The organism is Mesorhizobium sp. M0514 (genome assembly GCF_040321145.1).
GTDB lineage: Bacteria > Pseudomonadota > Alphaproteobacteria > Rhizobiales > Rhizobiaceae > Mesorhizobium.
Genome location: NZ_JAMYQZ010000033.1, coordinates 1 through 23,579 on the forward strand (window position 1 = coordinate 1; position 23,579 = coordinate 23,579).

Below are 23,579 nucleotides of genomic sequence, written 5' to 3' on the forward strand. Positions count from 1 at the left end.
GGCGCCCCTTCTCTTTTGCGTTTCCGATAACTACTGCGGCAACTTGTCGTCGACGCCCTTCACATAGAAGTTCATGCCGAGCAGCGTGCCGTCGTCGGCGACTTCGCCGTCCTTGAGCCACGGCGTGCCGTCCTGCTTGGCGACCGGTCCTGTGAAGGGGTTCCAGCCATCTGCGATTTTCTTGGCGGTTGCCTCGGCCATCGCCTTCACATCGTCCGGCATGTTGGTGAAGGGCGCCAGCTTGACGGCGCCGTCCTTGATGCCGAGCCAGACATTGTCCGGCTTCCAGGTGCCGTCGAGCGCTGCCTGGACGCGGCTGATGTAGTACGGCCCCCATTCGTCTGTCAGCGAGGTCAGCTGCGCGTTCGGCGCGAACTTGATCATGTCGGAGGACTGGCCGAAGCCGTGCAGCTTGCGCTCTTCCGCCACCTGCAGTGCCGCAGTGGAATCCGTGTGCTGGACGATGATGTCGGCGCCCTGGTCAAACAGCGCCTTGGCCGCGTCGGCTTCCTTGCCCGGATCGAACCAGGAGTTCACCCAGACGATCTTGGCCTTGAAGTTCGGGTTGACCGACTGCGCGCCGAGCATGAAGGAGTTGATGCCCATCACCACTTCGGGGATCGGGAAAGAAACGATATAGCCGGCGACCCCTGCCTTCGATTCCTTGGCGGCGATCTGGCCGAGCACGTAGCGGCCTTCATAGAAGCGCGCATTGTAGATGCCGAGATTGTCAGCGGTCTTGTAGCCGGTGGCGTGCTCGAACATCACTTTGGGGAACTTCTTGGCGACCTTCACTTCCGGGTCCATGAAGCCGAAAGAGGTGCCGAAGATGATCTTGCAGCCTTCGCGCGCCAGACGCTCGAAAGCGCGGTCGGCATCGGGACCTTCCGAGACGTTCTCGAGATAGGCGGTTTCGACCTTGTCGCCGAGCGCCTTCTCCACCTCAAGGCGGCCTTGGTCGTGCTGGTAGGAATAGCCGAAATCGCCGATCGGGCCGGTGTAGACCCAGCATGCCTTCAACTTGTCGGCGGCCTGCGCGGACGCCGCCAGTGACATGGCGGCGGTCGTGATCATCAACGCAATAAGCAGTTTTTTCATTGTGTTACCTCTCTGAGTTTAGCCTTGGAGCTTCCCGTTTGTTTTTGTTGTCAACGATCCGGAACGAATGGCTGCCCCAAGGAAGCCGGCGTGTTCATCATCGTCAGACGCTTGTTGCGTGAGATTAGAACGAGAACCACGACGGTTGCCAGATAGGGCAGAGAAGAAAGCAGCTGCGAAGGCACCGGAATGCCAAATGCCTGTGCATGAAGCTGGCCGATCCACACCGCGCCGAAGATGTAGGCGCCGGCCAGCACGCGCCACGGCCGCCAGGAGGCGAAGACGACCAGCGCCAGCGCGATCCAGCCGCGGCCCGCGCTCATGTTCTCCACCCATTGCGGCGTGTAGACCAGCGACAGGTGGCCGCCGGCAAGGCCGGCGCAGGCGCCGCCAAAGATGACCGCGAGATAGCGGTAGCGGATGACCTTGATGCCGAGCGCATGCGCCGATGTGTGGCTGTCGCCGATCGAGCGCAGGGTGAGGCCGGTGCGGGTCTTGAACAGGAACCACATGACGGCCGCCGTCAGCGCGATCGAGATGTAGAAGATCGGGTCCTGGCCGAACAGCAGCCTGCCGACCACGGGAATGTCGGTGAGCACCGGAACGTAGAGGTTTGGCAGCCGCTCGCCGGGCTGGCCGACGAAGCTGGTCCCCATCATGCCGGACAGGCCGAGGCCAAGCAGCGTCAATGACAGGCCGGTCGCCACCTGGTTGGTGGCGAGCGACAGCGTCATCACCGCAAACAGCAGCGAGAACACGGCACCCATGGCGATTGCCGCCAACAATCCGATCCAGGGCGATCCCGTGAGATAGCCGGCGCCGAAGCCGCCGACGGCGCCCATGATCATCATGCCTTCGACGCCGAGGTTGAGCACGCCGGAGCGCTCGACCACCAGTTCGCCGATGGCCGCTATTAAAAGCGGCGTTGCCGCCGTGGCGATGGTCAAAAGGATGTTGACGGCGATGTCCATCAGCGGGCTTCCTTCAACTTCGGCGCGGCTTCAAGCTTCGCCGCGCTTTTCGTCAGCGCCATGCCGACCAGGCGAATGCGGTAATGGATGAGCGTGTCGCAACCGAGCACGAAGAACAAAAGCATGCCCTGGAACACGCGTGCCACCTTGTCGGAAATGCCGAGCGCGCTCTGCACCGCCTCGCCGCCGAGATAGGTCAACGCCAGCACCAGGCCCGCGGCGACGATGCCGAGCGGATTGAGCCGGCCGAGGAAAGCCACGATGATCGCTGTGAAGCCGTAGCCGGGCGAGATCACCGGTTGCAGCTGGCCGATGGCGCCGGAGACTTCCGAAATGCCGGCAAGCCCAGCCAGCGCGCCTGACAGCAGGAAGGCAAAGAACACCATGCGGTTCAGGCCGAAACCGGCGAAGCGCCCTGCCCTCGGGCTGGAGCCGAGCACGCGGACCTCAAAACCCTTGAGCAGGCGGCTCATCAGCACCCAGATCAGCACGGCTGCAACAAGCGCGAAGACAAAACCCCAATTGGCGCGGCCGGCATCCGGCATCAGTTCCGGCAGGACCGCCGAGTCGTTGAACTGGATCGTCTGCGGGAAACCGTGGCCCTGTGGATCGCGCCAGGGGCCGCGCACCAACCAGTCGAGGAAAAGCTGGGCGACATAGACCAGCATCAGGCTGGTCAGGATTTCGTTGGTGCCGAAGCGCGTCTTCAAGAGAGCCGGGATTGCTGCATAGGCGGCACCGCCGACCATACCGAACAACAGCATCAGCGGCAGCACCAGTGGGCCTTCGAACCCGGGAAACAGCACCGGAATGGCCGAGCCGAAAACGCCGCCGAGGATGAACTGTCCCTCAGCGCCGATGTTCCAGATGTTGGCCTTGTAACAGACCGACAGGCCGACCGCGATCAGGATCAACGGCGCGGCCTTGATCGCCAGCTCATGCAGCTGCCAGACCTGGCTGATCGGCTCGATGAAATAGACCTCGAATGCGCCCAGCGGGTTGACGCCGAGCAGCGCGAACAGAACCGCGCCGGCGATGATCGTCAGAGCGAAGGCGATGAAAGGCGACAGCGCCGAAAACAGCATCGAGCGCTGTGGGCGTTTGACGAGTTCGAGGCGCATCATGCCGTCTCCAGACCATGTTCGGTGTGGCCGGGCTCGGCGCCGCCCATCAACAGGCCGATCTTCTCGAAAGTGGCCTCGGCGATCGGCAGCGGCTTCGACAATTCGCCGTTGTGCATGACCGCGATCGCGTCCGAAATCTCGAACAGCTCATCGAGGTCCTGGCTGATGACCAGAACCGCCGAGCCACTGCGCGCCAGTTCGATCAGCGCCTGGCGGATATGAGCGGCGGCGCCGGCGTCGACGCCCCAGGTAGGTTGGTTGACGACCATGACGGCAGGGCTGCGGTCGAGTTCGCGACCGACGATGAATTTCTGCAGATTGCCGCCCGAAAGGGCCGCAGCTTCCGGATCGGGCGCGCTCTTGCGCACATCCATCGCCACGATGATGCGCTGGGCGGCGGCATAGACCGCACCGCTTTTGACGGCGCCGCCGGCGCCGACAAAAACCTTGCCGTCGGTGGCGTGCCGCGACAGAAGCAGGTTTTCCGAAAGCTTCATGCGTGGCGCCGCGCCATGGCCGAGGCGTTCTTCCGGCACGAAGGCAGCGCCCATCAGCCGCCGGCCTGTGATCGAGAGCGAGCCGGCATCCTTGCCGCGGATGCGCACGGATGCGGCGTCCTGCTGCAGCACCTCGCCGGAGACGGATTCGAAGAACTCGCCCTGGCCGTTGCCGGCGACACCGGCAATGCCGATCACCTCGCCGGCGCGCACAGTGAGGTTGATATTCTTCAGCGGAATCGAAAACGGCGTTGCCGGCTTGCGGCTGAGGGCGCGGATTTCGAGCAGCGGCTGCGCGGTCTCGATGCCTTCGGCCGGCGCACGCACCACGGCCTTCACCTCGTTACCGACCATCATGCGGGCCAGCGACGAAGCCGTTTCCTCGCGCGGATTGCAATGGCCGACGACCTTGCCGTGACGCAGCACGGTGGCGCGGTCGCAAATGCGTTTGACCTCTTCCAGCCGGTGCGAAATGTAGAGGATGGATTTGCCCTCGGAGCGCAGGCGCTCCAGCGTCTCGAACAGCTTGTCGGCTTCCTGCGGCGTCAGCACCGAGGTCGGCTCGTCGAGGATGATGAGCTGCGGCGTCTGCAACAGGCAGCGGATGATCTCGATGCGCTGGCGTTCGCCGACCGAGAGATCGCCGACCAGCGAGTCCGGATCGAGCGGCAGGCCATAGCTGAAGGAAAGCGCCCTCGCCTTGGCCGCGATCGAGCTGATCGGTGAGCCGTCATCCAGAGACAGAGCGATATTCTCGGCCGCGGTCAGCGCCTCGAACAGCGAAAAGTGCTGAAACACCATGCCGATGCCGAGCTTCTTCGCCATGCCCGGACTGGTGATCCGCACCGCTTCGCCGTTCCAGAATATCTCGCCGGAATTGGGCTCCAGCGAGCCGAACAGCATCTTGACCAGCGTCGACTTGCCGGCGCCGTTTTCGCCGAGCAGCGCGTGGATCTCGCCCTTGGCGATGTTGAGGTCGATATGATCGCACGCCGTCAGCGTGCCGAATATCTTGGTCAGGCCACGAACCTCAAGCAGGTTCGCTCCATCATGATCTGCACTCACAGTGCCTCCCATCCGGTTCCCGGACATGTTCTGTGTTCCCGCCAGCATGGTATGCGCTGGCCGCTCTCGTGCGAAAGCAGCACCCACCTTGAAAGAGCTTCAAGAATTTCAGCGGAAACTCAAGGGGCAAAGACCGACCTGCTTCGTACAACAGACCGATCGCCCGGTTTTTCGGGTAAACAGTGCCTAGCGTCGCGGCAAAACACTGAACAGCAAGGCAGATCAGGGGATCAGTATGGTCGTGCCCGTGGTCTTGCGCCGTTCGAGATCGGCTTGCGCCTTGCCCGCGTCCTTCAGCGCATAACGCTGGTTGATCTTGATCTCGACCGCACCGCTCAACACCACGTCGAACAATGCCGCGGCGGAGACTTCGAGGTCTTCACGCTTGGCGTTGTAGACGAACAAAGTCGGCCTGGTAGCGAACAGCGAGCCCTTCTGCGCCAGCAGCGACATCGAAAATGGCGGGATCGGTCCAGAGGACTGACCGAAAGAGACGAACATGCCGAGCGGCTTCAGACAGTCGAGCGAGGCCGGGAATGTGTCGTTGCCGACCGAATCGTAGACGACGTCACATTTCTTGCCGCCGGTGATGGCGGCGACCCCGGCGACGAAATCCTGCTCCTTATAGTTGATGACATGGCCGAAGCCATGCGCCTTGGCGAGCTCGATCTTGTCGGTTGAGCTTGCCGTGCCGATCACGGTGGCGCCGAGATGTTTTGCCCATTGTCCCAGGATCAGCCCGACGCCGCCGGCGGCGGCATGAAACAGGATGGTGTCGCCTGCCTTCACCTTGAAGGTCCGGCGCAACAGATACTCCGCCGTCATGCCTTTAAGCATCATGCCGGCGGCCTGTTCGTCGCTGATGCGGTCCGGTACCTTGACCACGCGGTCGGCGGCGACAATGCGCTGTTCGGCATAGGCACCGACATTGACGGCATAGGCGATGCGGTCGCCCGGCTTCAGCCAGTCGATGCCTGCGCCGACCTCGAGAACCACACCTGCCGCCTCGCCGCCCGGGATCAGCGGGAAGCCGCCGGGCGGCGGATAGAGGCCATTGCGGTGATAGACATCGATGAAATTGAGGCCGATCGCGGTGTGCCTGACCAGGATCTGCCCGGCGCCGGGTTGTCCCGGATCGGCGTCTTCATAGGTCAGGACTTCCGGACCGCCATGGGCGTGGATACGGATTGCTTTGGACATTTGTGGGCTTTCCTGCGGTCAGGCTTTCTTAGTGTCCGGCTTGGCGCCGAGTTTGGGGAAGAACTGCATGATACCGCCGATGCAGGCGAGGTAAAGTCCGGTGATGGTGATGCCGACCTTGGTAAAGACGCCGACCTGTTCGCCCAAAACGCCGATCTGGTCGTAGAAGGCGGCAAGGGCCGCCTGCGCAAGCGCCAGCGCACCGAAAGCGCACCAGAGCAGCGTCATGCCAAGATTGATTGGCCGCAGCCGCACCACCCGCACGGGATGGATGAAGTTGATCGGCACGAAGGTCAGGATGCCGGCCGCCACGACGACGCCGAAGGACACCCACTGTCCGGGCTCGATGACGAACAGCGTGAACACGACCATGTTCCAGACGACCGGAAAGCCTTTGAAGAAGTTCTCCTTCGTCTTCATTCCGGTGTCGGCATAATAGATGGCGCTGGACACCACGATGATGGCCGCCGACAGGAACGACAGCCCTTCGCCCATGAAGCCGCGCTGGTAGAGTGCGAAGGCCGGGATCAGCACGTAGGTGACATAGTCGATGATGTTGTCGAGGAGTTCGCCCGACCAGGTCGGCAAAATCTCCTTGACCTCGAGCTTGCGGGCGATCGGCCCGTCTATGCCGTCGACGAACAGCGCCAGCCCCAGCCACCAGAACATCGCCGTCCAGCGTTGCTCGCTTGCCGCCACCAGCGACAGGAAGGCCAGGAACGAGCCAGACGCGGTCAACAGATGCACCGAGAATGCCCGCGCCTGCGGCCAGGTGACCTTTTTCTTCGGCCTCGGAATCCGGTCGGTGATCTTTTTGGCGGCGTTTCTGGCCGTTGTGTTCTTGCTCACGGGCCCCGCCAATCCAGTTTGCAGATTTCGGCCGAGCGGCCGGCAAAGTTCCAGTTGCGGCCGAAAGCCCGCATCTTGCTCTTGTCGGACCTGGCCACGATGATCTCCGGCGCGATCCAGTATTCCGAGTTGCCGATCACGGTATCCTTCTCGCGATCCTTGCCGGGAATCGGTGTGACCGCCCCGTCGATGATCTTCGGTATCTGGAAAATACGGGTCTTGTCACGCGTCTCGTAGGTGATCGGCACCTGCTCGACGCCGAGGAACTTGCCGACAAGGATCGACAACAGCGCGGTGGTTCCGCCGGCCTTCCCGGTGAAGATCCTGGTCAGCGCTTTCACCGCATAGACGGAGGCTTGCTTGTCGATGAACAGGCCTGCGGTCCAGTTGCCGCGGCTCATATAGCCGGGGATTTCCATGACCAGACCGAGATTGAGGCCGGACAGGTCGACCTCGCCGAAATGGCCTGCGTCGATGCGGAAGCCCGCCCAGGTCTGGCAATAACCCTCCGTCGGCGGATGGCTGCCAAGCGACAGTACGCAAGGACAAAAAACCGTGCAATTGCAGGAGAGTACGAGCTCTCCTTTCATTGCCCAGCCTTGCTCTGCCATGGAATTATCCCCCGTCATGCCGAGACTACTAGCAGGGCGACTGCCCAGACAAGCAGTATCGCACCGGCCACTCGGGTTGGAAGGCTGCCGGTGGTCTGTTTTTCGATCAAGGTGAACAGGCCGATCAGCGCCATCCAGAACACGTTCATCGCGCCGACGGCAAACATCACCAGCATCAGCGCCCAGCAGCAGCCGAGGCACCACAGGCCCTGCTTCAGCCCTAGCCGGAAGATGCCACCCGGCTCCGCGCTCCAGTTGGAAAACAGTGTCGAGAACGGGTTCCGGCATTTTGTCAGGCAGGCCTGCTTGAGGCTGCTGAACTGGTAAAGGCCGGCAACCAGCAGCGCGGCCGCCGCGGCAAGGCCGCTCACCGGATCGAGCAATCGCCCGGAAGACGCAAATGCGTGGACGGTCAATGTCAGCACCGCGAATCCCGTAGAGGCGACAAGCCATGTCGAGAGGTAGCCGGCGACCAGGACCAGCGGGTGGGCCACCGGCTCGCCCTTGATGCGGGCGGTGTCGGCGATTTCACAATAGGTACGGATCATCGGCGCCGCCGACGGCAGCATCGTCGCCACGGCCATCGAAAACCACATCACGATCAACGCCAGAAGCTGTGCGCCGCCGGCATCAAGTGGTGCGGGCGTCAGGCACATGCCGAAGAAGCGGTCGAGGACATCCGGCAGCGGCAGTTGCGGCAGATATCGCAGGACCACATCGCCTGGTACGCCGGGGAGCCGGCCTTCGGCGTCGCGGATCGCCATGGCGCCGAGAATGAACCAGGCGAGCAGAATGCCGCCGGCGATGGCGATGTTGACCGTCAGGCGGGGGCTGCGGGCCAGGCTTGCCGTGGCGCGGCCGGCGCGGTCGAGATGGCTGAAATCGTCCTGCTGGCCGGTCATGACAACCGAATGAGCCTAATCGCCGCGTTGATCAAGCCGCATGGTCTGACCTATATCCATGGGTAGACACCTGCATCGCAAACTGGAAGTCCAATTTGGATCATCGCGAGACAGCACGGATACTGGTAGCCGGCAGCGGCCCTGCCGGACTGATCGCGGCGCTCGGTTTCGCCGAGGCGGGCTTTCCGGTAACCCTGGTCGGACCCGAAGCAGGCGGGCCCGATGGCCGGACCACGGCGCTGATGAACCCTGCTCTCAAGGTTCTCGATCGGCTGGGCGTGCTGGCCGAACTTGCGCCGAAGGCCGCGCCGCTGAAGGTCATGCGCATCGTTGATGCGACCAGCCGGCTGATCCGCAGCCCGGTGGTGACTTTTCGCGCCATAGAGATCGGCGAGGAGCAGTTCGGGCTCAACCTGCCCAACAGTGCGCTGAACCCGACGCTGGCCAAGTCCGTCGCGGCGCATCCCGGCATCGAATGGCTGACGTCGATGGTCGAGAGTTGGCGTCTGGACGCAGATCAGGCGCATGCCGTCTTGACTGATGGTCGCGAAGTCTCGGCCGCGCTTGCGGTCGCTGCCGATGGGCGCCTGTCGCCGGCGCGCGAGGCGGCAGGCATAGTGGCCTCGGTGCGATCCTACCGCCAAGCGGCGCTGGTGCTGAATTTTGGCCATCGCAGCGAACACGGCTTCACCTCGACCGAGTTCCACACAGAGACCGGGCCGTTCACCCAGGTGCCGTTGCCCTGCAACCGCTCCAGCCTCGTCTGGGTGGTGAAACCGGAGACGGCGAAGGACCTCGCCGCACTCGATGACGCGACGCTTTCCGAGCGTGTTGAGCAGCAGATGCAGTCGATGCTGGGCCGGGTGTCGGTCGAGCCCGGCCGACAAATTTACCCGCTTTCTGCGGCATCACCGGGGCGCTTCGCGCAAAATCGGGTGGCGCTGGTCGGCGAGGCTGCACATGTATTCCCGCCGATCGGAGCCCAAGGTCTCAACCTTGGCATCAGGGACATCGAGCATCTCATTGGAATCGCTGGTGAAAATCGCGGCGACCCCGGCGCCGCGAAGGCCCTGGCCGCCTATGATTCCAGGCGCCGTCCCGACATTCTGGCGCGTTCCGGCGCGGTCAATCTGCTCAACATGTCGCTGCTTTCGGACATGCTGCCGGCGCAGATGGCACGCAGCGCCGGCCTCAATGTGCTCGGCAGTTTCGCGCCGCTGCGCGCCTTTTTCATGCGCGAAGGCTTGAGGCCGGGCAGCGGCTTTGCGGCGCTTACCGGCGGTTCAGGGAAACAGGTCCGGCGGTAAGATGCCGTGGCGGATCATGTAGAGCAGCCCGGTCACCGTCAGCACCGAGAGGCAGGTGGTGATCAGCACGCTGGCCGAGGCGCGTTGCACCCAGACGCCATATTGCTGGGCGATGACGAAGACGTTGGTTGCAGTCGGTAATGCCGCCAAAAGCACGGCTGAAAAAACCCAGATTTCGGAAAAGTTCCCGATCCAGCTCAGCACGACGTAGCAGAGCGATGGATGCAGGATCAGCTTCAGCGCCGCGATCGACGCCAGCTCATGCGGCACGCGGTTGAGCGGCCGGAGCGCAAGCGTCACGCCCATGGCAAACAGGGCGCAAGGGGCGGCTGCCCGCGAAAGATATTCAAGCAGGCGATCGACCGGCTGCGGTGGGTGAAAGCCGAGATAGGCGGCGCCGACGCCAAGCGCGGTCGCGATGATGAACGGGTGCAGGACGATTTTCCTGACTACGCCGAGGATGAGCCGCCACGGCGATGTCTTGTCGTCGCCCGACAGCGCCATCATCATCGGCGCGATGGCGAAATGCATGATATTTTCGAAGCAGAAGATCAGCGCGACGGGAACCGCCGCTTGTTCGCCGAAGGCGAGCAGCGCCAGCCCCGGCCCCATATAGCCGATATTGCCGTAGGCCGCGGCCAGCGCCTTGATCGTCGACTGGGCGATCTCGCCGCGCGACGCCGTCACCGACCATACGAACATGATCGAGAAGATCGTGTAGGTGGAAAATACCGAGCCGAAGATGAAGCGCCATTCGGTCAACTGTTCGAACGGCGTGCGGGCCAGCAATTGGAAGAACAGGGCAGGAAGCGCGACATAGACGATGAAGGTGTTCATCCAGCCAAGCGCTTCCAGCGGCTGCCTGGTCATGCGCGCGACCAGAAAGCCGATGAAAATCAGCCCGAAGAACGGAAGAACAAGACCGACAATGTCAGACATTTTTGCCCTGGCCCGAAACCCCGGGACCGGGCTAGCCCGTAGCTTCATCGGGCGTCAAGCGCTTCGGCATTGAACTGACACGCCATCTGCGCCAAATAAAGCCTGATCCCAGACCTAAGTCGGGCTCGATTTTGGGCCACGGTGTGTGTAAATTCAAAGCCTTAGAGCGCTCTTCGCACATTGGAGGGGACGCCGGGCGCTCTAGAGGCTTAGTGGTGAGTATGATGAAAACGGCCAAATTTTCGATCGGACAGGTGGTTCGTCATCGGCTGTTTCCGTTCCGCGGCATCATTTTCGATGTCGATCCGCAATTCGCCAACACCGACGAATGGTACGAAGCCATCCCGGCCGACGTGCGGCCGCGCAAGGACCAGCCGTTCTACCATCTGCTCGCCGAGAATTCGGAAACCGAATACATCGCCTATGTCTCCGAGCAGAACCTGCTCGAGGACCAATCAGGTGAGCCGGTCCGTCATCCGCAGATCGGCGAGATGTTCGACAAGCGGCCGGATGGACGCTACGAGCCGAAACGCCAGTCGAGACACTGACATCACCTTGCATCGACGTGACGACAACAAAAAAGCGGGGCATGACCCCGCTTTTTGTCGCTCCGGTATCTGTCCCGGCGATTAGTTGGCGGCTTTGGCCTTGGCCTGCTCGTCCTTGAGCTTCTTGGCGAAGTCCTGGTTGTTCTTGACGACGAAATCCTGAAGTTTTTTCTGCCGGTCCTCGATGTCCGACTGCTGCAGCGGCGCGCCGTCAAAGGCGCCGCTGAAGCCGGTCAAGGCAACCTTGATTGGATTTGGCTGACTCTGGAAGTTGATCGAGGTCAGCGTGATCGCCTGTCCCTTCTTGAAGGAAGCGACGAGCGCGTCGGTCAGCGGCACTTCGGCAACGCAACGGTCGGCGAAGCAAATGACATAATCCAGCTTCGTCGCCTTGCCGGCGTCTATTTGCAGGGCGATGCCGGGGGGCACCAGGCGACCTGGGGGAACCGTGACCTGGAAGACCTTGCGGTTTACCTTGCCCTTCAACTCAATCAGGCTGACGCCGGTGACGAACTGGCCGTTGCCGGCAGTGATGATGTTCTGGACATTGCAGATGTCGACATCTTCCTGCTTGGTGCAGGCCTTGAACCAACCCTGCGGAATCTGTTGCTGTGCCGAAGCGGTGGGAAGTCCGGCGCCCAGAAAGCCGACCACGCCCGCGGCCAGGACCGAAAGGCGGTATGCGTTGCTGTTCAGGCTCGTCATGTCGTGCATTTCCTCTCAAATGATCGCGGGACCGGCTTCTTCGCGCCGTGTGGTCCTGCTACCTGTTGCCGAATTGAGGCAACAGAATGACTTCGGAGCGCGTGTTACACTGCATGAGCAGCCGAATCCAGCCCGCCGCCTGCAATTCTTGGCCTCGCAATTTGGGTCGTGCGATTTGGATTGATGTATCTGGCCGGAGCGCCGCGGCGCCATGTTAGGGTGCACTCCGAATCATCAAGCCGCCCAGTAAGGAGACGGTCATGGGCCGCATTCTTGTTTGGCTGATCGCCGCAATCTCGTTCTTCGCCTTTGCACCCGGCGTGGCGATGTCGGAACCGAAACATGCCATCGCCATGCAGGGCGAGCCGGCGCTGCCAGCCGACTACCAGCATTTCGACTACGTCAATCCCGATGCGCCCAAGGGCGGCAACATCACTTACTGCGTCGTCGGCAGCTTCGACAATCTGAACCCGTTCATCCTGAAGAGCCTGCGCACCACGGCGCGCGGCATGCAGGACCTCATTTTCGGCAATCTCGTCTTCGAGCCGTTGATGATGCGCAACTACGACGAGGCCTTCACCCTCTATGGCCTGCTCGCAGACAGCGCCGATATGGACCTGGAGCGCAAATCGATCGAATTCCACCTTAATCCAAATGCGAAGTGGTCGGACGGTGAGCCGGTGACGCCGGATGACGTGCTGTTCACCTACGATGTCTTCACCGACAAGGGCCGCCCGCCCTACAGGGATCGCATGAGCCTGATCGCCAAGCTCGAAAAGACCGGCGATCACAGCGTGCGCTTCACCTTCAACGACAAGGCCAATCGCGAGACCCCCTTGATCATCGCGCTGACGCCGATCATCCCAAAGCACGCCTTCAACAAGGATACCTTCGAGAAGACGACGCTGAAGCCGGTGATCGGCAGCGGTCCCTACACCATCGACAAAGTGCAGCCGGGACAGCGCATCGTCTTCAAGCGCAATCCGAATTACTGGGGCAAGGACATCCCTTCCAAGCGCGGCTTCGACAACTACGACCAGATCACCATCGAGTACTTCCTCAACGCCAATGCCAAGACGGAAGCGTTCAAGAAAGGCATCTGCGCCATTTACGATGAGGGCGATCCGGTCAAGCGCGAGCGCGATATCGATTTTCCCGCCTTTCATCGCGGCGAGGTGATCGCCGAGACCTTCGACACCGGCATACCGCCCGTGGTGACCGGGTTCCTGTTCAACACGCGGCTGGAGAAGTTTTCCAATCCGGAGGTGCGGCGCGCGCTCGGCATGCTCTACGACTTCGAATGGGCCAACAAGAACCTGTTCGGCGGTAAGTACACGCGCACGATGAGCTACTGGCAGAATTCCGAACTTTCCGCGCTCGGCCATCCCGCCAGCGACAGGGAAAAGGCGCTGCTGGCGCCCTACCCCGGCCGCGTGCCGGCCGATGTCATGGACGGCAGCTGGCGCCCGCCGGTGAATGACGGCACCGGCCAGGACCGTAAGGTGCTGAAGGTGGCGTTCGACCTGCTGAAGAGCCAGGGCTACACCGTCAAGGACGGGGTCCTGCTGGACCCAAAGGGAAACCCGTTCGGTTTCGAGATCCTGACGGCCTCGCAGGACGAGGAACGCTTTGCCGCCATCTATCAGCGCTCGCTGGAAAAGATCGGCATCGCGGTGACCATCCGCAGCCTCGAGGCCGACCAGATCCAGTCGCGCAAGCAGCGTTTCGACTTTGAGGTTCTTGTCGGGTCGAGCGGGTTCAGCAACTCGCTGTCTCCCGGTATGGAGCAGAACCTTCGCTGGGGTTCTTCAGAGGCCAAAAGAGAAGGTTCATTCAATCTGGCCGGCGTCGCCGATCCGGCGGTCGACGCGGCGATCGACGCGATGCTGAGAGCACGGACCAAGGAAGACTATGTCGCCGCCGTGCGCGTGCTCGACCGATTGCTGATCTCCGGCAATTACATGGTGCCGATGCAGTACAACGCGCAGCAATGGCTCGCTTACTGGAATTACCTGGATCATCCCAAAAAGACACCCATATTCGGTTATCAATGGCCGACATGGTGGCGCAAGCCGAACTGAGCGTAGCCGAGATCATGCTCGGTAAAACGCTCGGCTGCAGGAGATCAAGATGAGCGATGACAATTCCATTACGGTCGACGTGGTTTCCGACGTCGTCTGCCCCTGGTGCTTCGTCGGCCAGAAGCGGCTGGATAAAGCGATTGCCGCTGCCGGCGACGTTGAGGTTCATGTGCGCTGGCGGCCGTTCCAGCTCGACCCGACCATCCCGCTCGAGGGCAAGGACCGGCGCGAATACATGCTGGCCAAATTCGGCAGCGACGAGCGCATCCGTCAGATGCATGCCCGCATAGAGCCGCTCGGCGAAGCCGAAGGCATCGATTTCGCTTTCGACGCCATCAAGGTCGCCGCCAACACGCTGGACGCGCATCGTGTCATCCGCTGGGCCGGTGCCGCCGGTGAAGCCGTGCAGAACCGGCTCGTGCGCCGGCTGTTCCAGCTGTATTTCGAGGAAGGCGGCAATATTGGCGACCACGCCGTGCTGGTCGATGCCGCCCGCGAGGCAGGCATGGACGCTGCCGTGGTCGAAACGCTGTTGCCGACCGATGCCGACGTCGAGGAGGTGCGCACAGAAATCGCCACGGCATCGCGGATGGGGATCACCGGCGTGCCGTGTTTCCTGCTCGAAGGCAAATACGCCGTCATGGGCGCGCAGGACGCCGAGACGCTGACTGATGCCATCCGCCAGGTCGCGGCTGCAAAGGCCAAGGGCGAGCTGGAAAAGGCCGGCTGACCGAAGTTATTTCACCGTCACCTTGGCTTTGCTGAGGAAGAAGCCATGCCCGTTGCTGCCCGTGCAGGTCAGTCCCTTGGTTGACGACTGGCAGGTAAACGGCCCTTTGCTCCAGCTGTTGCCATAGGCCAGCTTCGCGACATCGCTGCAGCAGCCCTGCTCTCCCGGATTCTTGATCAATGTCGCCGGGCCGTTCGGCCCAAGGATCACGGTGACGTAGCTGGGCTCGACTCGCGAACAGCTCAGTTCCGGACCGCCATCCTGTGGCTCGTAGGTGCTGGTGCCGCCCTTCGGCGTGTAGATGCAGCCGATGTTGCCGGACGGCCCATTGAACTCAATTTGCCCTTCGGCGCTTGCCGGAATGGTCTGGCTGACGGCATGCGCAAGAGGCAGCCAGGCAAAGAGCGTCACCATTGCGGGAACGGCTGCGCGTGCAAGCATTGGGGAGCTTCCTTGTTGGGGACCGGACATGCATCGGTGCCGACAGTGCCCGGCAAGGTTCATTCCAGTGCGCTTGATTGTCAAACGGTGTTCAGCTGCAGCTAAAAAGCGTGGGCCAACTCATGAGCAGTCGCCGTGCAGGAGCGACGATCTTGCGTGCCCAACCATGATGGCCGGTGAAATGATTCGGGCGGCCTGGGGCGATCACGGACGGCAATTTTTCGGGCGATCCGGTTAGCGCGCGGTGGGAAAACCGGCCGACGGGCAGGCCTTTTGGTCACAAAGCCGTGTATGAGCTTTCCCTCAGTGGAATATATTCGCACATCTGAGCGTTCTCGCAACACATTGAAACAAAGGACAAATTTGACCCAAAGACGGCGATCTCGCAGCACCAACTGTTGCCTCATGGCAACGGCCGGTGGGCTGCTTCACATTCGCCGGGATAAAATTCATAGAAAATGATCAATTGGTGTTACTATCCGTAACAAAACTAAAAAAGGTTTGGGCGGGATTGTGATTCGGGTCGACAGACCGCGACGTTCAATATCGGCACTTTGGAACCGCGACGCCCCCGCCGGGCCGTCGCCCCTGACGCCAGTATCGTCGATGCGGACCTTCTGGGGACTGATGCGGGCCTACTGGTTCTCGGACCGGTGGAGAGAGGCCTGGGCTCTCACCGTCGTCCTCGCACTCATCATAGCCCTGTCGAGCAAGGCCGACGTCTGGTTTACCGTGTTGGCGGGCGAACTGGCAGCCTCAATCGCTTTTTTCCACGACGCCGCGAATACCACGCCCCTTGAATCAGTGCTTACCAATGCCGGCCTGCTTGTGCTGCTGGTCGTGTTCAAGGACATCGGAATCATAGGCGCCTGCAAATTTGTATCGGCGACATTGCATCGCAAATGGCGCGCCTGGTTGAACGCGCGTTTCAATGCGGCGCTGCTTGATACCAACCATACTCACTACCACGCTCAGAATGGCTCGCCAGATGCGCCAGCGCCCGACAACATCGATCAGCGCGTGCAGGAATCCATCAAAGACATGGCGGGCGGCGCCATCGGGCTTGCCCAAGGTGTCTTCGGCGTCTTCACCTCACTTTATTTTGTCGGCGGCGCTTTGCTGGCGAATTCCGTGGAGGTAAAAGGTCTGGATGCCCTCGGCAGCTATGGCAGCGCCGTCCTCGCTCTGCTGGCGGTTGCCATCTACGTGCCCGTCAATACCTGGATCGCGATCAAACTCGGCGGAATGCTGGAGTGGCTCAACGTCAGGATGCAGAAGGCCGAAGGCACCTATCGCAGCGAGCTGATCACTTTGTTGCGCCGCAGTTTCCATGTGTCGGCGTCGCAAGGCGAAGACGTGCAAAAGACGATACATGGACGGCTCTATCTCGATATCGATACCACCTGGTCGAAGCTCAACATCGTCAACACCCTCTATGCGGGATTCGAATCGGTCTATAATTTCGTCGGGGCCAAAGTTGTCGCCTACGGACCTGGTCTGGTGCCGTTCATCCACAACGGCGTCGACCTCAAGGGCTACATAACCGGTTCCGAGCAGGTCAACGCGCTGATCAGCAAATGTTCCTGGTTCATCCATGTCATGCCGAGTCTCGCCACCTTGCGGGCCAACAGCCAGCGCGTCATCGAGTTGGCGCACGCCATTGAAAACGTCCAACAGCCGCAGGAATTCTACAGCCAGACCGGCCGTTCCGACTTCCACTATGCCAGCCAGAACCCGGTCTTCGGCCTGACCATCCAGAAGCTTGAACTGGCGCATCAGGGTGAAGACGCCACGCCGTTCCTGAGCGCAGCCAATCTGCGCTTTCGGCGCGGCGAGTGGGCATTCCTCAAGGGCGAATCCGGCTGCGGCAAGACTTCGCTGATCAAGGCGATCAACGGCTTGTGGCCTTATGGCCGCGGCACCATCGTCTTCCCTGACGGTGTGAGGAGCTTCTATGCCGCCCAGGAGGTCAAGCTGCAGCAGGTGTCGCTGAAGCAGCTGGTGTGCCTGCCCGGCTCCGAGGACGACTATGGCGATGCGCAGGTCGCGGCAGCCCTGCATAAGGCCGGCCTTGGCGATTTCATCGAACACATGGCCGATGAAAGCCGCGAGGGAAAGATCTGGGACCAGCTGCTGTCCGGCGGCCAGAAGCAGAAGCTGGTTGTGGCCCGCATCGTGCTGCAGCAACCGGGACTGTTGTTCCTCGACGAAGCGACCGGCGCGCTCGACCCCGAAGGCAAGATCGCCTTCCACCAGGCGATCAAGGACAATTGCCCCGATGTCACGGTGATCAGCATCATGCACGAGGCGGTGCCGCCACGTTCGGCCTCGGGCGAGGAATTCTATCACAGCGTGGTCGCGATCGCCGACGGCGTCGCCACCAAGAGGCCGCTTGTTCCGAACCTTCCGCGCGAGCTCACCACCATCCTTACGCAGCCGCGGCCGGTCGAGGACAAATGGATGCGTTTTTCACGCCGGCTGAAGCAGAAATAGCAGCCACGCCGAAGCGCGTTCCGCCACTGGCGGCGGGGCACTCGCTCCCTCCCCCTTCAATAATCATCACAGTCTCGCGATTGGGCCGGCTCCCGGCTGTTTTCCGCCACTCCCGCGATTGACTCGCCAAGATGCGCTCCTATGTTGCGCCCGCTCGCTGAATTCCAACTCGAACCCGCGAGCAGAAAGGTCACCGCGCCATGCCTGGCGACAGTAGTCGAACGCAACCGCCGTCCGCCTCGATGTGACCTCTAACGGCTCACGTCCCGCCGGACGGCAAGGAGTGAGCCATGAACGAATTTACCCCCGTCATAGCAAGCGACGATGCCGTCGCTATCGCGCGTATCCTTGCCAATGATCACGTCGCCGATGTCGTCGAGGCCCTGAACCGGGAATCTCGCGATACCGCGATAGAACTGCTTTGCGAAATGCCGTTCGAGCGGCTGGTCGAGATCTTCGACCAGCCTAAACTCGACGGCGCCTCCGATCTGGCCGAGGCGCTGCCGCGCGCCAAGGCGTGCAAGCTCCTGACCGCCATGTCGGTCGACCGCGCCGCCGATATCCTGCGCGAACTGGACGAACCGGCGCGCTCCGAGCTGCTCGGCGGGTTGGTCCCGCCGCTGCGGGCAACGCTGCTTTCCATTCTCGGCTATCCCGAAGGCAGCGCCGCCTCGATCATGACGACCGAATTCGTCAGCGTGCCGTCGGACTGGTCCGTCGGGCTCACGCTCGACTACATCCGCAAGGTGGAGCGGACGCGGGAGACCGTCTACGCCATCTACATCGTCGATCCAGACACGCATGTGCTGGTGCGCTCGACCGGCCTGCGCCGGCTGATCACCGGCGAGCCGGACGATCCGATCCTGTCGGTGGCGCCGGATCGCGCCCCGGTGACGGTGACGCCGCTGACCGATCGCGAAACACTGGCGCAGACGATCTCCAAATACGACCTGCTCGCGGTTCCCGTCGTCGACGATGGCAAGATCCTCGGCATCGTCACCATCGACGACATCATCGACACCATGATCGAGGAGACGACCGAGGACGCGCATCGCTTCGGCGGCATGGAGGCGCTCGACGAGCCCTACATGAAGATGAGCTTTCTCGCCATGATCAAGAAGCGCGGCGGTTGGCTGTGCGCGCTGTTCATCTCGGAGATGCTGACCGCCAATGCCATGCAAAGCTATGAAGGCGAACTGGAAAAAGCGATCGTGCTCACTCTGTTCATCCCGCTGATCATGAGCTCGGGCGGCAATTCCGGTTCGCAGGCGACCTCGCTCGTCATTCGCGCGCTGGCGCTGCGCGAGATCGGCGTTCGCGACTGGTGGCGGGTGGCGTTGCGCGAATTGCCAACCGGCCTGGTACTCGGCGCCATGCTTGGCGTGGTCGGCATCTGCCGCATCGCGCTCTGGCAGTATATGGGCTTCTACGATTATGGGCCGCATTGGCCGCTGATCGCGGCGACCGTGGGGGCAGCCCTTGTCGGCATCGTCACCTTCGGCTCGCTGTCGGGGTCGATGCTGCCGTTCGCGCTGAAACGGATCGGCTTCGATCCGGCGAGCGCCTCGGCGCCGTTCGTCGCCACGCTGGTCGATGTCACCGGCCTGGTGATCTATTTTTCGGTGGCGCTGGTCATCCTGCGCGGCACTTTGTTGTAATAAGCTTCAGGCCTCCCATCGCGGTGGCAACAGCGGCTGCCATGGGGGGTTCTTCAAGATCGAGCGCGCGGGCGTCAATCGACCCGCACGCCGTTCTTCACGCGGTAGGTGGGCTTGTACATGGTGACCAGTTCCTCCGCTGCCGTCGGGTGGACGGCCATGGTGCGGTCGAAATCATCCTTGGTGACGCCGGCCTTCAGCGGAATGCCGAGCAACTGCGCCATCTCGCCGGCGTCCGGCCCGAGGATGTGCGCGCCGAGCACTTTTCGCGTGGCGCCATCGACCACCAGCTTCGTCAGCATCTTTTCGTCGCGGCCCGACAGCGTGTGCCGCATCGGCCGGAATGTGGCGCGGTAGATTTCGATATCGGAGTAGCGCTTGACGGCATCGTCCTCGGACAGCCCGACGGTGCCGATCTCCGGCTGTGAGAAGACGGCGGTCGGAATGGTGTCGTGGTCGGGCGCGGTCGGATTGCCCTTGAATGCGGTCTCGATGAAGCACATGGCTTCGTGGATCGCCACAGGCGTCAACTGCACGCGGTTGGTGACGTCGCCGATCGCCCAGATGTTGTCGATGTTGGTGCGGGAATATTCGTCGACAACGATGGCGCCGGTTTTGCCGAGTTCGATGCCGACGCCTTCCAGGCCCATATTCTCAGTGTTGGGGAGGCGGCCGATGGCGAGCATGACCTGGTCGACTGTCAGCACCTTGCCGCCGGTGACCAACGCATCCAGCCTGCCGTCCGGCCGCTTGCGGACCCATTCCGACACGGCGTGGCAGAGGATCTTGATCCCCTTCTTTTCCATGGTTTCGTGCAGCATGCGCCGCAGGTCCATGTCGAAGCGCGACAGTATCTCCTTGCCGCGATAGACCAGCGTGGTGTCGACGCCCAAGCCATGGAAGATATTGGCGAATTCGACGGCGATGTAGCCGCCGCCCTCGATCATGATCGCCTTCGGCAGTTGCTTGAGGTCGAAAACCTCATTGGAAAAGATGCAATGCTCGTGACCGGGCAGCGCCGGGTGCGGCGCCGGCCGGCCGCCGGTGGCGATCAGGATCTGGTCGGCGGTGACGGTGCGGTCATCGCCCAGGAGATGCACGACATGCGGGTCGACCAGCATGGCGCGCGAGTGGAACGTCTCGCCGCCGGCGCCTTTCACGTTCTTTTCGTAGATCGCTTCCAGACGGGCGATCTCGCGGTCCTTGTTGGCGACCAGCGTCGGCCAGTCGAAGCTGGCCTCCGGCACCGTCCAGCCATAGCCGGCGGCGTCGGCAAAATGCTCGGGAAATTGCGAGGCATAGACATAGAGTTTTTTCGGTACGCAGCCACGGATGACGCAGGTGCCGCCATAGCGGTATTCCTCGGCGATGCCAACGCGCTTGCCGAGCGCTGCCGCCACGCGCGCCGCCCGAACCCCGCCGGAGCCGCCGCCGATGACGAAGAGATCGTAGTCGTAGCCGGCCATGCTGCTGTTCCTTGCCCCAAGAAATGTTTGAGACAGGTAGGCTGCATGAAGCCAAAAGAAAAGCCCGGTTTCCACCGGGGTTTCTGGTCCAGCGGCAAGGGTGCCGGTGGCGAAATCAGATGTCTTAGTTCTTGGGGGCTTCCGGCTGGTCACCGTCTGCGGGCGCATCGCCGTCGGCAGGTGCAGCGCCATCGGCCGGGGCAGTTGCGTTATCCGGTGCAGGCGCGGCCGGAGCAGCGGCCTTCGCGGCTGCTGCCAGCGTTTCGCCGACCTGCTGGGCGAGATCGCGCGCCAAGCCGTTCTGCCAGATGTCGGCGGCCTTGACCAGTTCGCGCGTCACGTTGGGGCCGTTGTCGAGCAGCTTCTTGCCGGCATCGGAATTGTAGAAGGCGGCGATGTCGGTGAGATCCTTCTCGGAGAACACCTTGGCATAGGCGAGCGCTGCTTCCTTCTCCAGATCGGCACGGCGCGAGGCCAGCGCCAGTGCCTTCTCGCTGACGGTCTTGCCGATCAGCTCCTGCATATCAGGGTTCTTCTGGATAAGCTGCTGCTCGAGCGAGGCCGCCGCTTGCGGCAGGATGTTGTCGAACGAGTCGGTTGCGTGGATTGCCGTGACCGCCGCCCGTGCCGCCTTCAGATGCGATTCCGTGATCTCCTGCGAGAACGCCGGGGAAGAGAAGGCGAAAACGGCCGAAGCCGCCAGAACGGCGCAAAGATTGCGAACCCGGTTATGCAACATCATGATCGGTAGAACTCCCTGGTTTTCGGGCGGCATGGACGGTTTGGATGCCGTCGCCGCCGGCGATGATGGCCGCTGACGCCAGCCCGATGAAAAGACCATGCTCGACCACACCAGGAATGGCATGGAGAGCATTCGAAAGCGCTCTTGTATCCGGAATGCGGCCAAAAGATGCATCGAGGATAAAATGGCCGCCGTCTGTAACAAAAGGCTGGCCCCCCGTCATCCTCAATGTAACCGGGCCGGAAAGGCCGAGACTTTTGGCCGCTGCCGCGACCGCGTTTTCGGTGGCGCGCAGGCCAAATTGGTTGACTTCGATCGGCAACGGAAACTGGCCAAGGGTCTCGACCATCTTCGAGCGATCGGCAATGACGATCATGCGCTGAGATGCCGCCGCGACGATCTTCTCGCGCAGCAGCGCGCCGCCGCCGCCCTTGATCAGCGTCAGCGCCGCGTCGATCTCGTCGGCGCCGTCGACGGTGAGGTCGAGCTCGGGCGTTTCCTCAAGCGTCGACAGCGGCACGCCGAGTTCGCGGCAAAGGGCTGCAGTGCGCTCCGACGTCGGCACGCCGATGACGGTCAAGCCCGCGGCGATCTTTTCGGCCAGCAGCCGCACGAATTCGTCGGCCGTCGTCCCGGTGCCGATGCCGATGCGCATGCCGTCGCTGACATGGGCAAGGGCAGCCCGCGCGGCCTCGACCTTCAACTGCCTCGCATCCATGCTCGCCCCGGGGATTTGGCTTGGTTCTGATTTTTCTGGATGCGCGCTCCTAGCACTTTTGCCCGCAGGGTCAAAGACTTTGGCTCGCACCGGCTTGCCTGAAAGAAGCGCAGCCGCTATCGCCTGCCTGCAATGCATCAGCCACAGGACAGGCCATGACCCAACCGATCATCGTGTTCGACCTCGACGGGACGCTGATCGACACGGCGCCGGACCTGCTCGACAGCCTCAACCACAGCCTTGCCGCCAGCGAGCTTGCCGCTGTCGACGAGGCCGGCTTCCGGCGTTTTGTCGGCCAGGGCGGACGGGTGATGATCGAGCGCGCGCATACCGCGCAGCAGAAGTCGCTGGCGGTGGAGGAGCACGACCGGCTGCTCAAGCTGTTCCTCGACCACTACACGCTCAACATCCCCGGCAAGTCCCGCCCCTACCCCGGCGTCGTCGAGGCGATCGCCCGCTTCGAGAAGGCCGGCTATTTGCTTGCCATCTGCACCAACAAATATGAGGCGAATTCGAAAGCGCTGATCGAGGCGCTCGGCCTGACAAAGCATTTCGCCGCGATCGCCGGCCAGGACACGTTCGCCTTCCGCAAGCCCGACCCGCGCCATCTGACCGAGACCATCCGGCTCGCCGGCGGCGATCCGCATCATGCGCTGATGGTCGGCGATTCGCAGACCGACATCGACACCGCCAAGGCCGCCGGCATTCCGGTGGTCGCCGTCGATTTCGGCTACACCGACCGCCATGTCAGAGAATTCGAGCCGTCGGCGGTGATTTCGCATTTCGACGCGCTGACGCTCGACCTGGCGGAACGGCTGATTGCAGCTGCGGCCGGCTGAGCGAAACGGGCGATTGCGCGGCAGCGCCTGCCCTCGCCTATTTCAGGCATAGAAGGCGGGCGCATCGCCTTGACTTCACAACCCTGCCTCCCTTATATCGCGGCTCGCTTGGCCTTCGGGCAACGAGCGGGCGATTAGCTCAGCGGGAGAGCACACCCTTCACACGGGTGGGGTCGCAGGTTCAATCCCTGCATCGCCCACCATTTTCTTTCCCTGAACAGCGCACTCCAAGCCAGCACTCCTAGCAGCTGCAACTCGCCCCTTCCCCACCAAAATTGTTCTGCGCGAAGTTCAAGGCGCTTGAGTAGCTCGTGTAGCTCTGGAACTGGCAGACATCGGAGCCGTTCCGCACCTTCATCTGCTCGAGATCCCAGAACGAAACCTCGATGTGATCGTTGGCGCAGTAGACCGTGTATTTTTCAGGCTCCAGCGCTCGTGCCTTCTGCGCCGGGCTGGAGACGGCAGGAATGGAAAGCACGGAAAGTGCAAGCATGATGGCGTGACGTGTGCGCATGTAAAAACCCCGAATGAAAACCAGCCCGTATTATTGCCGCTATCTTGAAGCGCTGCATCACGGCTTTTTGACGAACGACTT

22 protein-coding genes and 1 tRNA gene are annotated in these 23,579 nt (G+C 62.1%); 8 read left to right on the forward strand and 15 right to left on the reverse strand.

Features of this window, described 5'->3' with window-relative positions; translation table 11 throughout:
* Positions 1-30: 30 nt before the first annotated feature.
* From NKI61_RS15575 to NKI61_RS15610, 8 genes are all read right to left on the reverse strand, one after another.
* Positions 31-1,098 carry a BMP family ABC transporter substrate-binding protein gene (locus NKI61_RS15575; RefSeq protein WP_352839994.1) on the reverse strand — a complete coding sequence of 356 codons (1,068 nt, stop codon included), beginning with the start codon at positions 1,096-1,098 and terminating at the stop codon, positions 31-33.
* Between the two features lie 50 nt (positions 1,099-1,148).
* Positions 1,149-2,069: an ABC transporter permease gene (locus NKI61_RS15580; protein ID WP_023668962.1), complete on the reverse strand. Its 921-nt coding sequence runs from the start codon at positions 2,067-2,069 to the stop codon at positions 1,149-1,151.
* Positions 2,069-3,193: an ABC transporter permease gene (locus tag NKI61_RS15585; protein WP_352839995.1), complete on the reverse strand. Its 1,125-nt coding sequence runs from the start codon at positions 3,191-3,193 to the stop codon at positions 2,069-2,071. Before NKI61_RS15585 ends, NKI61_RS15580 begins: the two co-directional genes overlap by 1 nt.
* A complete protein-coding gene (locus tag NKI61_RS15590; protein ID WP_352840019.1) occupies positions 3,190-4,767 on the reverse strand; it encodes an ABC transporter ATP-binding protein in 1,578 nt (525 codons plus the stop codon). The genes NKI61_RS15585 and NKI61_RS15590 overlap by 4 nt, the downstream gene beginning before the upstream one ends.
* A gap of 210 nt (positions 4,768-4,977) precedes the next feature.
* Positions 4,978-5,955 carry a quinone oxidoreductase family protein gene (locus NKI61_RS15595; protein ID WP_352839996.1) on the reverse strand — a complete coding sequence of 326 codons (978 nt, stop codon included), beginning with the start codon at positions 5,953-5,955 and terminating at the stop codon, positions 4,978-4,980.
* An 18-nt stretch (positions 5,956-5,973) separates the two neighbouring features.
* The gene (pcsA, locus tag NKI61_RS15600; protein WP_023682522.1) at positions 5,974-6,804 is read right to left on the reverse strand and encodes a phosphatidylcholine synthase; all 831 of its coding nucleotides are present in this window, start codon (positions 6,802-6,804) and stop codon (positions 5,974-5,976) included.
* Positions 6,801-7,415, reverse strand: coding sequence for a DUF1326 domain-containing protein (locus tag NKI61_RS15605; protein ID WP_023706821.1), 615 nt, complete (start codon positions 7,413-7,415; stop codon positions 6,801-6,803). The genes pcsA and NKI61_RS15605 overlap by 4 nt, the downstream gene beginning before the upstream one ends.
* A 14-nt stretch (positions 7,416-7,429) precedes the next feature.
* On the reverse strand, positions 7,430-8,317 hold the full coding sequence (locus tag NKI61_RS15610; protein WP_352839997.1) for a DUF2182 domain-containing protein: 888 nt from the start codon (positions 8,315-8,317) through the stop codon (positions 7,430-7,432).
* A 95-nt stretch (positions 8,318-8,412) separates the two neighbouring features.
* On the opposite strand from NKI61_RS15610, the gene NKI61_RS15615 reads away from it, so the two are divergent.
* Positions 8,413-9,624 carry a UbiH/UbiF family hydroxylase gene (locus NKI61_RS15615; protein WP_352839998.1) on the forward strand — a complete coding sequence of 404 codons (1,212 nt, stop codon included), beginning with the start codon at positions 8,413-8,415 and terminating at the stop codon, positions 9,622-9,624.
* Here NKI61_RS15615 and NKI61_RS15620 read toward each other — a convergent pair.
* Complete coding sequence (locus NKI61_RS15620) at positions 9,601-10,563, reverse strand: AEC family transporter (protein WP_023741221.1); 963 nt, start codon at positions 10,561-10,563, stop codon at positions 9,601-9,603. The genes NKI61_RS15615 and NKI61_RS15620 overlap by 24 nt on opposite strands.
* A gap of 224 nt (positions 10,564-10,787) precedes the next feature.
* Between NKI61_RS15620 and hspQ the strand changes: the two genes are divergently transcribed.
* Entirely contained in the window at positions 10,788-11,111 is a 324-nt protein-coding gene (hspQ, locus tag NKI61_RS15625; protein WP_023668971.1) for a heat shock protein HspQ, read from the forward strand.
* An 81-nt stretch (positions 11,112-11,192) separates the two neighbouring features.
* On the opposite strand, the gene NKI61_RS15630 is transcribed toward hspQ, so the two are convergent.
* Positions 11,193-11,816, reverse strand: a complete 624-nt coding sequence (locus NKI61_RS15630) for an invasion associated locus B family protein (RefSeq protein ID WP_023668972.1) — start codon at positions 11,814-11,816, stop codon at positions 11,193-11,195.
* A 260-nt stretch (positions 11,817-12,076) separates the two neighbouring features.
* Between NKI61_RS15630 and NKI61_RS15635 the strand changes: the two genes are divergently transcribed.
* Complete coding sequence (locus NKI61_RS15635) at positions 12,077-13,897, forward strand: extracellular solute-binding protein (RefSeq protein WP_352839999.1); 1,821 nt, start codon at positions 12,077-12,079, stop codon at positions 13,895-13,897.
* 49 nt (positions 13,898-13,946) lie between these two features.
* A complete protein-coding gene (locus tag NKI61_RS15640; protein ID WP_023702256.1) occupies positions 13,947-14,627 on the forward strand; it encodes a DsbA family oxidoreductase in 681 nt (226 codons plus the stop codon).
* A 6-nt stretch (positions 14,628-14,633) separates the two neighbouring features.
* On the opposite strand, the gene NKI61_RS15645 is transcribed toward NKI61_RS15640, so the two are convergent.
* Positions 14,634-15,068, reverse strand: coding sequence for a hypothetical protein (locus tag NKI61_RS15645; protein ID WP_023741220.1), 435 nt, complete (start codon positions 15,066-15,068; stop codon positions 14,634-14,636).
* A gap of 606 nt (positions 15,069-15,674) precedes the next feature.
* Between NKI61_RS15645 and NKI61_RS15650 the strand changes: the two genes are divergently transcribed.
* Positions 15,675-17,561, forward strand: a complete 1,887-nt coding sequence (locus NKI61_RS15650; RefSeq protein WP_352519919.1) for an ABC transporter ATP-binding protein/permease — start codon at positions 15,675-15,677, stop codon at positions 17,559-17,561.
* Positions 17,562-17,851: 290 nt separating this feature from the next.
* Positions 17,852-19,219 carry a magnesium transporter gene (gene mgtE / locus NKI61_RS15655; protein ID WP_352840000.1) on the forward strand — a complete coding sequence of 456 codons (1,368 nt, stop codon included), beginning with the start codon at positions 17,852-17,854 and terminating at the stop codon, positions 19,217-19,219.
* Positions 19,220-19,293: 74 nt separating this feature from the next.
* Here mgtE and gor read toward each other — a convergent pair whose 3' ends face one another.
* The 3 genes from gor to rpiA all read right to left on the reverse strand — a co-directional run bounded on the left by gor (position 19,294) and on the right by rpiA (position 22,145).
* Positions 19,294-20,685 carry a glutathione-disulfide reductase gene (gor, locus tag NKI61_RS15660; RefSeq protein WP_352444299.1) on the reverse strand — a complete coding sequence of 464 codons (1,392 nt, stop codon included), beginning with the start codon at positions 20,683-20,685 and terminating at the stop codon, positions 19,294-19,296.
* Positions 20,686-20,809: 124 nt separating this feature from the next.
* Positions 20,810-21,427, reverse strand: coding sequence for a DUF2059 domain-containing protein (locus NKI61_RS15665; protein WP_023668979.1), 618 nt, complete (start codon positions 21,425-21,427; stop codon positions 20,810-20,812).
* On the reverse strand, positions 21,414-22,145 hold the full coding sequence (gene rpiA / locus NKI61_RS15670; RefSeq protein ID WP_352840001.1) for a ribose-5-phosphate isomerase RpiA: 732 nt from the start codon (positions 22,143-22,145) through the stop codon (positions 21,414-21,416). The genes NKI61_RS15665 and rpiA overlap by 14 nt, the downstream gene beginning before the upstream one ends.
* A gap of 155 nt (positions 22,146-22,300) precedes the next feature.
* On the opposite strand from rpiA, the gene NKI61_RS15675 reads away from it, so the two are divergent.
* Positions 22,301-22,984, forward strand: coding sequence for a phosphoglycolate phosphatase (locus NKI61_RS15675; protein ID WP_027050903.1), 684 nt, complete (start codon positions 22,301-22,303; stop codon positions 22,982-22,984).
* Positions 22,985-23,112: 128 nt separating this feature from the next.
* A tRNA-Val gene (locus NKI61_RS15680) sits at positions 23,113-23,187 on the forward strand.
* Positions 23,188-23,225: 38 nt separating this feature from the next.
* Here the strand turns inward: NKI61_RS15680 and NKI61_RS15685 are convergent.
* Positions 23,226-23,498 carry a hypothetical protein gene (locus NKI61_RS15685; protein WP_352840002.1) on the reverse strand — a complete coding sequence of 91 codons (273 nt, stop codon included), beginning with the start codon at positions 23,496-23,498 and terminating at the stop codon, positions 23,226-23,228.
* Positions 23,499-23,579 lie beyond the last annotated feature (81 nt).

What these genes read in the sequence shown, in the direction of transcription:
- NKI61_RS15575 (WP_352839994.1), bottom strand. Translation starts at nt 1,098, where the DNA reads ATGAAAAAACTGCTTATTGCGTTGATGATCACGACCGCCGCCATGTCA.
- NKI61_RS15580 (WP_023668962.1), bottom strand. Translation starts at nt 2,069, where the DNA reads ATGGACATCGCCGTCAACATCCTTTTGACCATCGCCACGGCGGCAACG.
- NKI61_RS15585 (WP_352839995.1), bottom strand. Translation starts at nt 3,193, where the DNA reads ATGATGCGCCTCGAACTCGTCAAACGCCCACAGCGCTCGATGCTGTTT.
- NKI61_RS15590 (WP_352840019.1), bottom strand. Translation starts at nt 4,767, where the DNA reads ATGGGAGGCACTGTGAGTGCAGATCATGATGGAGCGAACCTGCTTGAG.
- NKI61_RS15595 (WP_352839996.1), bottom strand. Translation starts at nt 5,955, where the DNA reads ATGTCCAAAGCAATCCGTATCCACGCCCATGGCGGTCCGGAAGTCCTG.
- NKI61_RS15605 (WP_023706821.1), bottom strand. Translation starts at nt 7,415, where the DNA reads ATGGCAGAGCAAGGCTGGGCAATGAAAGGAGAGCTCGTACTCTCCTGC.
- NKI61_RS15610 (WP_352839997.1), bottom strand. Translation starts at nt 8,317, where the DNA reads ATGACCGGCCAGCAGGACGATTTCAGCCATCTCGACCGCGCCGGCCGC.
- NKI61_RS15620 (WP_023741221.1), bottom strand. Translation starts at nt 10,563, where the DNA reads ATGTCTGACATTGTCGGTCTTGTTCTTCCGTTCTTCGGGCTGATTTTC.
- hspQ (WP_023668971.1), top strand. Translation starts at nt 10,788, where the DNA reads ATGAAAACGGCCAAATTTTCGATCGGACAGGTGGTTCGTCATCGGCTG.
- NKI61_RS15630 (WP_023668972.1), bottom strand. Translation starts at nt 11,816, where the DNA reads ATGACGAGCCTGAACAGCAACGCATACCGCCTTTCGGTCCTGGCCGCG.
- NKI61_RS15635 (WP_352839999.1), top strand. Translation starts at nt 12,077, where the DNA reads ATGGGCCGCATTCTTGTTTGGCTGATCGCCGCAATCTCGTTCTTCGCC.
- NKI61_RS15640 (WP_023702256.1), top strand. Translation starts at nt 13,947, where the DNA reads ATGAGCGATGACAATTCCATTACGGTCGACGTGGTTTCCGACGTCGTC.
- NKI61_RS15645 (WP_023741220.1), bottom strand. Translation starts at nt 15,068, where the DNA reads ATGCTTGCACGCGCAGCCGTTCCCGCAATGGTGACGCTCTTTGCCTGG.
- NKI61_RS15650 (WP_352519919.1), top strand. Translation starts at nt 15,675, where the DNA reads ATGCGGACCTTCTGGGGACTGATGCGGGCCTACTGGTTCTCGGACCGG.
- mgtE (WP_352840000.1), top strand. Translation starts at nt 17,852, where the DNA reads ATGAACGAATTTACCCCCGTCATAGCAAGCGACGATGCCGTCGCTATC.
- gor (WP_352444299.1), bottom strand. Translation starts at nt 20,685, where the DNA reads ATGGCCGGCTACGACTACGATCTCTTCGTCATCGGCGGCGGCTCCGGC.
- NKI61_RS15665 (WP_023668979.1), bottom strand. Translation starts at nt 21,427, where the DNA reads ATGATGTTGCATAACCGGGTTCGCAATCTTTGCGCCGTTCTGGCGGCT.
- rpiA (WP_352840001.1), bottom strand. Translation starts at nt 22,145, where the DNA reads ATGGATGCGAGGCAGTTGAAGGTCGAGGCCGCGCGGGCTGCCCTTGCC.
- NKI61_RS15675 (WP_027050903.1), top strand. Translation starts at nt 22,301, where the DNA reads ATGACCCAACCGATCATCGTGTTCGACCTCGACGGGACGCTGATCGAC.
- NKI61_RS15685 (WP_352840002.1), bottom strand. Translation starts at nt 23,498, where the DNA reads ATGCGCACACGTCACGCCATCATGCTTGCACTTTCCGTGCTTTCCATT.